Consider the following 13,222-nt stretch of genomic DNA (forward strand, 5'->3'; position numbering starts at 1 on the left):
GATGAACTTTCAATTAACTGAAGAACATGAAATGATCCGAAAAATGGTACGTGATTTTGCGAAAAATGAAGTAGCTCCAACAGCAGCTGAGCGTGATGAGGAAGAGCGTTTTGACCGTGAGATTTTCGATAAAATGGCTGAGCTTGGTTTAACAGGGATTCCATGGCCTGAAGAGTACGGAGGCATTGGCAGTGATTATTTAGCGTATTGTATTGCTGTTGAAGAGCTTTCAAGAGTCTGTGCCTCAACAGGCGTGACATTATCTGCACATACTTCTCTTGCAGGCTGGCCAATTTATAAGTTCGGCAGTGAAGAGCAAAAGCAAAAATACTTAAAACCGATGGCCCAAGGAGAGAAAATTGGCGGCTACGGCTTAACAGAGCCTGGGAGCGGTTCAGATGCAGGCGGTATGAAAACGACTGCTCGTCTTGAAGGGGATCACTATATTTTAAATGGCTCGAAAATTTTTATTACAAATGGCGGAATTGCTGATATTTACGTTGTATTTGCGCTAACAGATCCGTCTTCAAAGCATAAGGGAACAACAGCATTCATTATTGAATCAGACTTCGAAGGATTCTCAGTCGGCAAAAAGGAGAAAAAGCTAGGCATTCGTTCTTCACCAACAACAGAAATCATTTTTGATAACTGCAAGGTACCAGTTGAAAATGTGCTAGGTGAAGTAGGAGAAGGCTTCAAAATTGCAATGATGACGCTTGATGGCGGACGCAACGGAATTGCAGCTCAGGCAGTCGGAATTGCGCAAGGTGCTCTAGATGCTTCGATTGAATATGCAAAGGAGCGCGTGCAATTCGGAAAGCCGATTGCAGCTCAGCAAGGCATTGGTTTTAAGCTGGCAGATATGGCTACAAGTGTGGAAGCTTCAAGGCTATTAACCTATCAAGCAGCATGGCTTGAATCTGAAGGCTTGCCGTATGGAAAAGAGTCAGCCATGTCTAAGTTGCTTGCAGGAGATACGGCAATGAAGGTAACGACAGATGCCGTGCAAATTTTCGGCGGCTATGGCTATACAAAGGATTATCCAGTTGAGCGCTTTATGCGAGATGCAAAAATCACTCAGATTTATGAAGGAACACAAGAAATTCAGCGTCTCGTTATTTCTCGCATGCTGACGAAATAAGGCTTGCATATAGAGTTTAAAAGCGGGGTTTCCTCGAAGATCTAGATCGTCTTAGTCTGCTAAACCTGCTGAAAACTTGCCCTAAAGGCATACTCGAAATTGGGGATTGATAAAGGCGGTAGGTAAAGTGAAAAAACGTGAAGTACAAGCGTCTGTGAAAGACGAACGGCTCGTTAAAAAGAGGCGGGATCAAATGATTAAAGGTGCGGTAACCCTTTTTATTCAAAAAGGGTTCCATCGCACAACAACAAGGGAAATTGCTAAGGCTTCCGGTTTTAGCATCGGCACATTATATGAGTACATCCGAACGAAGGAAGATGTCTTATATCTTGTGTGTGACAGCATTTATGATCAGGTAAGCGAACGCCTTCAGGAAGACCTTGATACAAACCGGGGAACACTAGAAAGCTTAAGGCTTGGCATTGCGGGATATTTCCGGGTGGTTGATGAGATGCAGGATGAGGTGCTCGTCATGTATCAGGAAGTGAAGTCGTTATCAAAAGATGCCTTGCCTTATGTCCTGAAGAAAGAACTTGAAATGGTCGAAATGTTCGAACAGGTCATTAATGGCTGTGTAGAAAATGGAGAATTAGATCTAACGGAGGAGCAGGTCAAAATGATTGCTCATAATATCTTTGTCCAAGGGCAAATGTGGGCCTTCCGCCGCTGGTCATTGAAAAAAATCTACACAATCGATGATTACATTAAGCTGCAAACTGATTTGCTTTTTCAAGGAATCATTGTTGAGAAATCAAAGCAAATTTAGGGGATTGCACGATAAATAAGGGGACTTGCTAGATAAACTATTCCAATTGCTAGATAAACTATTCCAATTGCTAGATAAATGAACAAAGCTGTTAGATAAACCATAAAAAATGCTCGATAAGCAATCAATCTAATAGAGGGGGAGAAGAATGAGTAATCCAGAAGTTTATAAACCAAAGAATCATATTCGTTTTGTTACAGCTTCCAGTCTTTTTGATGGTCATGATGCCTCCATAAATATTATGAGAAGAATTATTCAGGCAAGTGGTGCAGAGGTTATTCATCTTGGACATAACCGTTCAGTTGAAGAAGTGGTAAATGCAGCCATTCAAGAGGATGTTCAGGGGATCGCGATTTCTTCCTACCAAGGAGGGCATGTTGAATACTTTAAATATATGTACGATCTTTTAAAGGAAAAAGGCGCGCCGCACATCCGAATTTATGGTGGTGGGGGCGGCGTTATTATTCCGAAAGAAATAAAGGAGCTTCATGAATACGGAATTGCAAAAATCTTTTCTCCTGAAGATGGGCGCCAAAATGGGCTTCAAGGCATGATCAACGTGATGCTTGAGGAATGTGACTTCACAACATTCCATACAGAAGCAACGGAGCAAATTGAAAAACTCCAAGATGGGCAGGTGAATGCCATAGCGAAGCTCATTACGCTGGCAGAGCACCATGTCAGCATGGAAAAAGAAACGGCAGCCGCGCTTGATTCAGTAATGGAAAAGGTAAAAACATTAGAGAAATCTGTTCCGGTTCTTGGGATTACCGGTACTGGAGGAGCAGGAAAAAGCTCATTAACTGATGAATTAATTCGTCGTTTTATCAATGAAATTCCGGAAAAGAAGGTTGCAATCCTATCTGTTGATCCGACGAAACAGAAAACAGGCGGCGCTCTTCTAGGTGACCGTATTCGAATGAATGCGATTTTTAATCCTCGTGTATATATGCGCAGTTTAGCGACAAGACAATCAAAAAGTGAGCTTTCACTTGCTATTAAGGATGCCATTTCTGTTGTTAAAGCGGCAGGATTTGATCTCATCGTTGTTGAAACAAGCGGAATAGGGCAAGGGGATGCTGAAATAACTGAAATTTGCGACGTTTCAATGTATGTTATGACGAGTGAATTCGGTGCCCCATCCCAGCTTGAAAAAATCGATATGATTGATTATGCCGATTTAATTGTCATTAACAAATTCGAACGAAAAGGCTCAGAGGATGCGAGACGGCAAGTTCAGAAGCAATATCAAAGAAGCCATATGCTGTTTGAAAAAGACATGGATGAAATGCCGGTATACGGAACGATTGCCAGTCAATTCAATGATCCGGGAACAAATGCTGTTTTTGCAGCTTTAATCGAAAAGATCAATGAAAAGTCTGGAACAGATTGGAAAACCTCGTTTTCTAAAAATGCACATGTCGAAAAACAAAACGTTATTATCCCGAATGAGCAGCGTTACTATTTAAGAGAAGTTTCTGAAGCTGTTCGCAATTATCATAAGAAGGCAAATGAACAGGCAGAGCTTGCCCGCAAGCTATTCCAGCTCGAAGGAGCAATACTTGCCATTCGTGAGCAGGATGCAAACGAGGAAGTTCTTGCATCGTTAGAAAAGGTGAAAGCAAACACTGAAGCAAAGCTCACACCAGAAACGATAAAAATTCTTGACGGCTGGGAAGACTTAACGAAGAAGTATACAGGCGAACAGTTTGTTACAAAAATACGTGACAAAGAAATCGTAACGATTTTAAAGACGAAAAGCCTATCAGGTCTTTCAATTCCAAAGGTCGCATTGCCGAAATATAAGGATTATGGAGAAATTATCCGTTGGGTGTATAGAGAAAATGTGCCGGGTTCATTCCCGTACACGGCTGGGGTTTTCCCGTTCAAGCGTGAGGGAGAAGATCCGAAAAGGCAATTTGCTGGCGAAGGGACACCAGAAAGAACGAATCGCCGTTTCCACTATTTATCAAAGGATGATTCGGCTAAGCGTTTAAGCACAGCTTTCGACTCGGTTACGCTTTATGGAGAAGATCCGGATTACCGTCCAGATATTTACGGAAAAGTAGGGGAAAGTGGAGTCAGCATTTGTACGTTAGATGATATGAAAAAGCTTTATGCAGGTTTTGACCTCTGTCATCCATCCACATCTGTTTCGATGACAATCAATGGGCCGGCGCCGATTATTCTTGCGATGTTTATGAATACAGCGATTGAACAGCAAATCGAAGCGAAGGAACAAGAGCTTGGCCGGATCTTAACGGAAGCGGAATTTGCAGAAGTAAGGGCACTCACATTACAAACAGTTAGGGGAACCGTTCAAGCAGATATTTTAAAAGAAGACCAAGGTCAGAATACATGTATTTTCTCTACCGAATTTGCTCTTCGGATGATGGGGGATATTCAGCAATACTTCATTGACCAAAAGGTTCGCAATTATTATTCTGTATCGATCTCCGGTTACCATATTGCAGAAGCAGGAGCAAATCCAATTTCACAGCTTGCATTCACACTTGCAAACGGCTTTACGTATGTAGAGTATTATTTAAGCAGAGGAATGGATATTAATGATTTCGCGCCGAATTTATCGTTCTTCTTCTCAAATGGACTGGATCCTGAATATACGGTGCTAGGCCGCGTGGCACGCCGCATTTGGGCTACGGTAATGAGAGATAAGTATGGAGCAAATGAGCGAAGCCAAAAGCTGAAGTACCATATTCAAACATCAGGCCGCTCGCTCCATGCGCAGGAAATTGATTTCAATGATATTCGTACAACATTGCAGGCATTAATGGCTCTTCATGATAACTGTAATTCCTTGCATACGAATGCGTACGATGAGGCGATTACAACTCCGACTGAGGAATCCGTCCGCCGTGCAATGGCGATTCAGATGATTATTACGAAGGAGCATGGATTAACGAAGAATGAAAACCCGCTGCAAGGGGCATTTATTATTGATGAATTAACAGATCTTGTTGAGGAGCAGGTGCTTCAAGAATTTGAACGGATCAATGATCGCGGCGGTGTGCTCGGTGCAATGGAAACACAGTACCAGCGCGGGAAAATCCAAGACGAATCGATGTATTATGAAATGCGAAAGCATACAGGTGAGCTGCCGATTATCGGCGTCAATACGTATTTAAATCCAAATCCTCCTTCAGAGGAAGATATGAACAATATGGAGCTGGCAAGGGCAACGAAGGAAGAAAAGGAAACACAAATCCAGAATTTGCGCAGCTTCCAGGAAAGAAGCAAAGAGAAAACAGAGGATGCGCTAACACGATTGAAGAAAACAGCGGTCAGCGGCGGAAATATTTTTGCTGAACTGATGGAAACGGTTAAAGTAGCAAGCCTTGGCCAAATTACCAGAGCTCTTTATGAAGTTGGGGGTCAGTACAGAAGGAATATGTAATATTAAATAAGAGATCGGGAGGAAATCGGCGTTACAGCCGATTTCCTTTTGTCTAGCAGGCTTGTCTTATGCTTGGCGGGACTAACCAGTCACTTTCACTTATTGTTTACAAAAAAATTCATTCCTTACTTATACTTTCCGACGGGAATTCGATATAATCGAATATAGTTAAGTGTATACTTCACAGATTTGAAAGAGCAGGGTGTGAAATAAGTGAAACGGATTTTTGTTTTTATTGGACTATTAGGGGTTTGTATTGGAACAGTCTATCTATATCAAAGGCAATTAGGGGCAATCCCGTTTTTATTAATATCCATTTATTTCTTTATTTTAGCCTACAAACAGCTCTCAAAAAAAACGAATCATAGTGACGATGAAGAAAAAGAGAAGAAAAACAACAGATATAGCTAGCATAAACAGAAAAATTTTGTTTATAATGAAGAATATGCATTTTAGAGCATGCGAATGAAAGCAGAAATAATACGTTTCTTAACTATTTTTTTGTTTATTTTTCCCTTCAGAGGAAAGTGCTGAAGGTGTTACATAGAGAAAGGACGTGCGAATATTGAGTTTACAAGAATACTCGAAAGAACAATTGCAAGAAATGTCTTTAATTGAAATCGCATATGAGTTATTAAAGGGAAGAAAAGAAGCTTTGCCTTTCAAGGTAATCATGGATGAACTTACAAATCTTCTTGAGCTTACAGACGAACAAGTTAAGGCAAAAATTGCGCAATTCTATACAGATTTAAATATTGATGGTCGTTTCTTAGGCCTAGGAGATAACACTTGGGGTCTCCGTGTTTGGTATCCAATTGATCAAGTGGAAGAAGAAGTCGTTACAGATATTAAGCCTAAGAAGAAAAAGGCGAAAAAGGCTTCTGATGATGATTTAGACCTTGAAGATTTTGATGAACTAGACGAAGATGATATTGATTATGATGATATTGACGATTTAGATGAAGAAGATTTACTTGATGAAGATGATGATGACGATCTGATTGAAGATGAAGAGGATTTAGATGAAGATCTTCTTGAAAAAGATGAAGAATTTGATATTGATGATGAAGAAGAAGAATTAGAAGATGACGAGCTTGATCTTGATGAGGAGGAAGAAGAAGATTTATAATCTTGACTTTTTCCTAGCAGGCTTGTAGAATCATTTTTGGGCTCCTTTTAAAAAGGAACGATTCATTATACACGTACAGCGCTCCCTTACTTTTAATAAGTAAGCGGAGCGCTTTTTATTTTTTTATTGCATCGCTAGACCCTCTAACATCAAGCCGGTGATCCGGTCTGAATGATTTCTTTAATTATGTCTTTAAATAAAGGCAAATTTGTACAAACTGATACCTAAGGGGGAATTATGATGACAAAGTATATTTTTGTGACAGGCGGCGTAGTGTCGTCACTAGGAAAGGGTATTGTAGCAGCATCACTTGGAAGACTGTTGAAAAACAGAGGTTTAACGGTAACGATTCAAAAATTTGATCCCTATATAAATGTAGATCCAGGGACAATGAGTCCATACCAGCATGGTGAAGTTTTCGTTACGGGTGATGGAGCAGAAACGGATTTGGACTTAGGGCACTATGAACGCTTTGTTGACATCAATGTAACTAAATACAGCAGTGTGACAACAGGTAAGATCTATTCAACCGTGCTTCGGAAGGAACGCCGCGGGGATTATAATGGCGGTACAGTTCAAGTGATTCCGCATATTACGAATGAAATTAAAGATCGGGTATTCCGCGCTGGCCATGAAACAAATTCAGATGTGGTCATTACTGAAATTGGCGGTACAGTAGGAGACATTGAATCGCTTCCATTCTTAGAAGCCATCCGTCAGATTAAAAGTGATGTGGGCCGTGACAATGTAATGTATGTTCACTGTACATTAGTGCCGTATATTAAGGCTGCTGGAGAAATGAAAACAAAGCCGACACAGCATAGTGTAAAAGAACTAAGAAGCTTAGGCATCCAGCCAAATGTCATTGTTGTTCGTACAGAAATGCCGATCTCTCAAGATATGAAGGATAAGCTTGCTCTATTCTGTGATATTGATAAAGATGCAGTAATTGAATGCCGTGATGCGGACACATTATATTCCATTCCGTTAGCTCTTCAGGATCAGAATCTTGATAAAATTGTTTGTGACCATTTGAAGCTAGACTGCGGAGAAGCAGACATGACCGAATGGAAACAGCTAGTTGATAAAGTTACTCATTTATCGAAGACAACAAGAATTGCTCTTGTTGGTAAATATGTTGAACTGCAAGATGCATATATTTCTGTAGTTGAGGCATTGAAGCATGCAGGGTATGCACATGACTCAGATATTGAAGTGGACTGGATTAATGCGGAAGAGGTTACTGAAAGCAATGTGGCAGATATACTGAAGGATGCAGATGGCGTACTAGTACCAGGCGGATTCGGTGATCGTGGAATCGAAGGGAAAATTCTTGCGATCCAATATGCACGGGAACAGAAAAAGCCATTCCTTGGGATTTGCTTAGGTATGCAGCTTGCATCGATTGAATTTGCAAGAAATGTGCTAAACCTTAAAGGAGCACATTCAGCGGAAATTGATCCAACAACAGAGCATGCGATTATTGATCTTCTTCCAGAGCAAAAGGATATAGAGGATCTTGGGGGAACGTTACGACTTGGATTGCAAGCTTGTAAATTAATCGAAGAGACGAAGGCTTACGACGCGTATCAGGATGAAGTTGTGTACGAACGTCATCGTCATCGCTACGAGTTCAATAATCATTATCGTCAAGAAATGGAAGAAGCAGGATTTGTATTCTCTGGGACAAGCCCTGACGGACGCCTAGTCGAAATTATTGAAATTAAAGACCATCCATGGTTCGTGGCATCCCAATTCCATCCGGAATTTATTTCAAGACCAAATCGTCCACAGCCATTATTCCGTGAATTTGTCGGTGCAGCATTACAATTCAGCGAAAAGTAATGGAAAAACCCCCGCTAATTTGGCGGGGGTTTCTATTTGGTCGATAAATCATTGAAAGTGGCCCGTAAACTGCAGAAAGTGGCCGATAAACTAGTAAAAGTGGCCCGTAAAATTAGAGAAGTGGCTTATAAAAACGAACAAGGTGAAATTTCTTTCTTATGAATTACTCATATTCTGCAAGGATTTCCTCAATGGTGAAGCGGATTCCATAATAAACAAACAAAGCAGCCATTGATGCTGGAAAGCCAAAGCGGTTTCCTTCCTCATCAGGCAGAAGCCCTTTTGTAAGAGATAAATTAATATGAACATCAGCTAGATTGACTAAGTTTTCACCTTCTTCAGATACAACGGTGGAGATAGCAACAAAAGGAATCTGCTTTTCTGCTAAAAATTTTCCTGCTTTGACTGCCTCTTCATCTGTTGAATATCTGGAAACAATTAAAAATCTGTCGGTTTCGGAAATGTCATCAAAGTTATCATCAGTATTCCATATGACTCCCTTTTTTAAGGGCTCCTGACTTTCTGTTGCTTCATAAGCAACGGCCTTCATTTCATTTGCTGCAAATATGTATAACTTTCCGCTTCCGATGACAGCTTGTGCAAGCAAGCGTGCACTGTCCTCCATTGCCAATTCTTCGTTATCCTGTATTCTTTTAAACAACCCAGAAAGCTGGGTAGAAAACATTTTTAGCATCTTCTCTCTCCTTAAAATTGTTTCATTGTAAATCATGTCTATTATAAGGGAATGTAGAGAAAAAGGTAAAATTATGGCTGGGAATAAAAAAACAGGCAGGAATTGACAGGAATGGAGTAGAATTATAGGAAGGGGAGTAATTGGATAGCCAGCAGGACATCATAGGATAGAAAGAAAGAACAATCGTTATTAACGAAGGGAAGAGGTGGCTTAATGAAGGGGAAAATCTTAATTGTTGATGATCAATTTGGAATTCGGATTTTACTGAATGAGGTATTACAGAAGGAAGGGTACGATACATACCAGGCAGCAAATGGCATTCAGGCACTCGAAATTGTCTCAAAGCATTCACCTGATTTAGTTTTGCTTGATATGAAAATACCAGGAATGGACGGTATTGAAATATTGAAGCGAATGAGAGTCATCGATAAAGAAATTCGCGTAATTATTATGACAGCATACGGAGAATTAGATATGATTCAGGAAGCGAAGGATCTAGGTGCCCTTACCCATTTTGCAAAGCCTTTCGATATTGATGACATTCGTTCAGCTGTTAAGGAATATTTGCCATTATCAAATACTTTATAAGAAGCCCATGTAAATGAGGCTTCTTTTCTCTGTATTAAAATAGTAACAAACAAAAATCATACATTAATAGCAATTCTTTTTCTGTTTTGGTATGATACAAATGAATTCCAAAGGATACGCTAATCTTTACGCGCGGACATCTGTACATATTCGATTCATATGAAGGAAAGACTTTAATAAGAATCCGCGCAAATAAACCGTTTATTTTAAGGAGGAAAAAAAGATGCCTTTAGTTTCAATGACTGATATGCTTAATAAAGGTAAAGCCGAGGGCTATGCAGTAGGTCAATTTAACTTAAACAATCTTGAGTTTACTCAAGCGATTCTTCTAGCAGCAGAGGAGGAAAAATCTCCAGTTATTCTTGGTGTCTCTGAAGGTGCTGCCCGTTACATGGGTGGATTTAAAACGGTTGTCAAAATGGTAGAAGGCTTACTTGAAGATTATAAAATTACCGTTCCAGTTGCGATTCACTTAGATCATGGATCAAGCTATGATAAATGTAAGGAAGCGATTGATGCAGGTTTCACATCTGTCATGATAGATGCTTCACATGACCCTTTTGAGGAAAATATCGCAACTACTTCAAAGGTAGTTGAATATGCACACGCAAAAGGAGTATCTGTTGAAGCGGAATTAGGCACGGTTGGCGGGCAGGAAGATGATGTCGTTGCTGATGGCGTTATTTATGCAGATGCAAAAGAGTGTGATGAACTTGTTAAGCGTACGAAAATTGATTGCTTAGCTCCTGCACTAGGTTCCGTTCATGGCCCATACAAAGGGGAGCCAAATCTAGGCTTTGCTGAGATGGAGGAAATCGGAAATCTGACAGGTGTTCCTCTCGTTCTTCATGGCGGAACAGGCATTCCAACAAAGGATATTCAAAAAGCGATCTCTTTAGGTACAGCAAAAATTAATGTAAATACTGAGAATCAAATCGCTTCTGCGAAAACGGTTCGTGAAGTTCTAGCCGCGAATCCAAATATGTATGATCCACGCAAATATTTAGGACCAGCACGCGATAAAATCAAGGAAACAGTCATTGGGAAAATGCGTGAATTCGGTTCTTCTGGCAAAGCTTAATAACATCTATTTGAAGTGGAAACCGCCTCTTAATTAGCAGGCGGTTTCCATTCATTTGTCATCTTTTTTGAAGACTTTTTTCTAAAAGGTTATTGTTGGAAAAAAGCTTGGTTGATTGTAGCGAAAGGCATGAGACTCCTGCGGGAAGTGTGGGACAGCTGAGACCCCACAGGAGCGTAAGCGACGAGGAGGCTCAGCGCCCACCCCGCGGAAAGCGAGTACCAGTAGCGAAAATCAACTTCTACCACAAACATTGTATTTAGCAACAACAACGTTTGTGAAAACCGCCTTTTTGAAATTTTAATAACAGGAGGAATTACTAATGAAATTTTTTATTGATACAGCAAATATGGAAGAAATTAAAGAAGCGTTCTCTTTAGGTGTAGTTGCAGGTGTCACAACCAATCCATCCCTCGTAGCAAAGGAAAAAAATGTTTCTTTTGAGGATCGTCTACGTGAAATTACGGCACTTGTCCCAGGTTCAGTAAGCGCTGAGGTCATCGCACTTGATGCAGAAGGAATGATCAAGGAAGGAAAGGAGTTAGCAGCGATTGCCCCTAATATTACAATTAAAGTGCCAATGACTCCAGATGGGTTAAAAGCTGTTCATGCTTTTTCAAAAGAAGGCATTAAAACAAACGTAACACTTATCTTTAGTGCGAACCAAGCATTGCTTGCAGCAAGAGCGGGTGCTACATATGTTTCTCCGTTCGTTGGAAGACTGGATGATATCGGTCATAACGGACTTGACCTTATTTCCACAATCGCAGAAATTTTTGCGATTCACGATATCTCAACAGAAATTATTGCCGCATCTATTAGACATCCACAGCATGTAACAGATGCAGCCTTAAGAGGGGCGCATATTGCAACCGTTCCTTACAAAGTAATCCAGCAATTATTCAACCATCCGTTGACAGATAAGGGCATTGAAGCCTTTCTAGCAGATTGGAATGCCCGTTCATAAAAAGACTAGTTTATGAACGCTTCATTTTAGGGGGAAAAGTGTATTTTTCTGGGTCTTTAGGCTTAATTTAAACTTTTTTGCATATCGATACATGAGAATTATTTTTTCGTGTAAACTAGATGATGTGGATATTGTCGGTATACGTTAAAAACGATTAGTAATTTTATCCATTTGTTCGTTGAAGATAACTCATTACCATGGAACTATTGCATAATTAGAATAAGCCTATTTACTTGATTTAATAAACACGCACAGTGTTTTCTTACACATACGGCTTAGAAGGGAGTTAATAATGGAAAAGCTTATGATTGCAGGCGGTTATCCTTTAAAAGGAACGGTTCGGATTAGCGGGGCGAAAAATAGTGCAGTGGCTTTAATACCGGCTACGATACTGGCTGATTCGCCCGTCACGATTGAAGGGCTGCCAAATATTTCGGATGTTCAAATTTTAAAGGGACTGCTTGAGGAACTTGGGGGGACAGTCAGCTTTAATGAAAGTGATATGACTGTCGATCCATCTTCTATGATTTCCATGCCTTTGCCGAATGGAAAAGTAAAAAAACTGCGTGCCTCTTATTATTTAATGGGTGCTATGCTTGGCCGGTTCAAGAAAGCAGTCATTGGTCTTCCTGGCGGCTGTCATCTTGGACCAAGACCGATTGATCAGCACATAAAAGGCTTTGAAGCCCTTGGAGCAAAGGTCACAAACGAGCAGGGTGCCATTTACTTGCGGGCGGATGAACTTATTGGAGCAAGAATTTATCTTGATGTCGTTAGTGTTGGTGCAACCATCAATATTATGCTTGCTGCTGTAAGAGCAAAAGGCAGAACGATTATTGAAAATGCGGCTAAGGAGCCGGAAATTATTGATGTTGCCACATTGTTAACGAATATGGGTGCAAAAATTAAGGGTGCTGGTACGGATGTTATTCGGATTGATGGAGTTGACCAGCTCCATGGCTGCCAGCATACCATTATTCCTGATCGTATTGAGGCGGGAACGTACATGATTCTTGGAGCGTCAGTAGGCGAAGGGGTTTTAATTGATAATGTTATTCCTCAGCACCTTGAGTCATTGATTGCCAAGCTTCGGGAAATGGGTGTCAAAATTGAAGCAGGGGATGATCAAGTCTTTGTCGGACCGGCAGATCAAATGAAAGCGGTAGATATTAAAACACTTGTCTATCCTGGTTTCCCAACAGATCTTCAGCAGCCAATTACAACGTTGTTAACGAATGCAGTTGGGACAAGCATGGTAACCGATACGATTTATAGTGCCCGTTTTAAGCATATAGATGAATTAAGAAGAATGAATGGGAACATTAAGGTTGAAGGCCGATCAGCCATTATACATGGCCCGGTTAAGCTTCAAGGAGCAAAAGTGAAGGCAACTGATCTGCGTGCAGGTGCTGCTTTGGTCATTGCTGGCTTAATGGCTGAAGGAGTAACAGAAGTAACGGGAGTCGAGCATATTGACCGTGGATACAGCCATCTAGTTGAAAAATTAAATGGCCTTGGAGCAACCATTTGGCGTGAAAATTTAACACAAGAAGAGCAAGAGCAAATCAAAAATGCATAATTATAAATGCGGAGCTG

The 13,222-nt window shown here is 40.6% G+C and carries 12 protein-coding genes; 11 read left to right on the forward strand and 1 reads right to left on the reverse strand.

All coding sequences use genetic code 11. The annotated features are described in order from the left end of the window. Nucleotide 1 precedes the first annotated feature (1 nt). The 7 genes from FI644_RS10995 to FI644_RS27125 all read left to right on the forward strand — a co-directional run bounded on the left by FI644_RS10995 (nt 2) and on the right by FI644_RS27125 (nt 8,458). Nucleotides 2–1,141: an acyl-CoA dehydrogenase gene (locus FI644_RS10995; protein ID WP_053478516.1), complete on the forward strand. Its 1,140-nt coding sequence runs from the start codon at nt 2–4 to the stop codon at nt 1,139–1,141. Nucleotides 1,142–1,268: 127 nt separating this feature from the next. After that, the gene (locus FI644_RS11000; RefSeq protein WP_142108306.1) at nt 1,269–1,907 is read left to right on the forward strand and encodes a TetR/AcrR family transcriptional regulator; all 639 of its coding nucleotides are present in this window, start codon (nt 1,269–1,271) and stop codon (nt 1,905–1,907) included. A 148-nt stretch (nt 1,908–2,055) separates the two neighbouring features. Then, on the forward strand, nt 2,056–5,322 hold the full coding sequence (gene icmF / locus FI644_RS11005) for a fused isobutyryl-CoA mutase/GTPase IcmF (RefSeq protein ID WP_142108307.1): 3,267 nt from the start codon (nt 2,056–2,058) through the stop codon (nt 5,320–5,322). Between the two features lie 213 nt (nt 5,323–5,535). Next, on the forward strand, nt 5,536–5,733 hold the full coding sequence (locus tag FI644_RS11010) for a hypothetical protein (protein ID WP_053478519.1): 198 nt from the start codon (nt 5,536–5,538) through the stop codon (nt 5,731–5,733). A gap of 154 nt (nt 5,734–5,887) precedes the next feature. Further along, nucleotides 5,888–6,451, forward strand: a complete 564-nt coding sequence (gene rpoE / locus FI644_RS11015) for a DNA-directed RNA polymerase subunit delta (protein ID WP_053478520.1) — start codon at nt 5,888–5,890, stop codon at nt 6,449–6,451. Nucleotides 6,452–6,691: 240 nt separating this feature from the next. Beyond that, the gene (gene pyrG, locus FI644_RS11020; protein ID WP_053478521.1) at nt 6,692–8,296 is read left to right on the forward strand and encodes a CTP synthase; all 1,605 of its coding nucleotides are present in this window, start codon (nt 6,692–6,694) and stop codon (nt 8,294–8,296) included. 36 nt (nt 8,297–8,332) lie between these two features. Then, nucleotides 8,333–8,458 (forward strand): hypothetical protein, encoded by a 126-nt coding sequence (locus tag FI644_RS27125; RefSeq protein WP_256376288.1) that lies wholly within the window; start codon nt 8,333–8,335, stop codon nt 8,456–8,458. A 1-nt stretch (nt 8,459) separates the two neighbouring features. Here the strand turns inward: FI644_RS27125 and FI644_RS11025 are convergent, their stop codons facing one another. Continuing rightward, the gene (locus tag FI644_RS11025; protein ID WP_053478522.1) at nt 8,460–8,990 is read right to left on the reverse strand and encodes a DUF2529 domain-containing protein; all 531 of its coding nucleotides are present in this window, start codon (nt 8,988–8,990) and stop codon (nt 8,460–8,462) included. 213 nt (nt 8,991–9,203) lie between these two features. Here FI644_RS11025 and FI644_RS11030 point away from each other — a divergent pair, with 213 nt between their 5' ends. From FI644_RS11030 to murA, 4 genes are all read left to right on the forward strand, one after another. Continuing rightward, on the forward strand, nt 9,204–9,578 hold the full coding sequence (locus FI644_RS11030; protein ID WP_053478523.1) for a response regulator: 375 nt from the start codon (nt 9,204–9,206) through the stop codon (nt 9,576–9,578). A 223-nt stretch (nt 9,579–9,801) separates the two neighbouring features. Beyond that, nucleotides 9,802–10,659, forward strand: coding sequence for a class II fructose-bisphosphate aldolase (locus FI644_RS11035; protein ID WP_053478524.1), 858 nt, complete (start codon nt 9,802–9,804; stop codon nt 10,657–10,659). 322 nt (nt 10,660–10,981) lie between these two features. Beyond that, nucleotides 10,982–11,626, forward strand: a complete 645-nt coding sequence (gene fsa, locus FI644_RS11040; RefSeq protein WP_053478525.1) for a fructose-6-phosphate aldolase — start codon at nt 10,982–10,984, stop codon at nt 11,624–11,626. 292 nt (nt 11,627–11,918) lie between these two features. Continuing rightward, nucleotides 11,919–13,205, forward strand: a complete 1,287-nt coding sequence (gene murA / locus FI644_RS11045) for a UDP-N-acetylglucosamine 1-carboxyvinyltransferase (protein WP_142108308.1) — start codon at nt 11,919–11,921, stop codon at nt 13,203–13,205. The last annotated feature ends 17 nt before the right edge of the window (nt 13,206–13,222 follow it).

The organism is Cytobacillus solani, from assembly GCF_006704205.1.
Classification (GTDB): domain Bacteria; phylum Bacillota; class Bacilli; order Bacillales; family Cytobacillaceae; genus Cytobacillus; species Cytobacillus solani.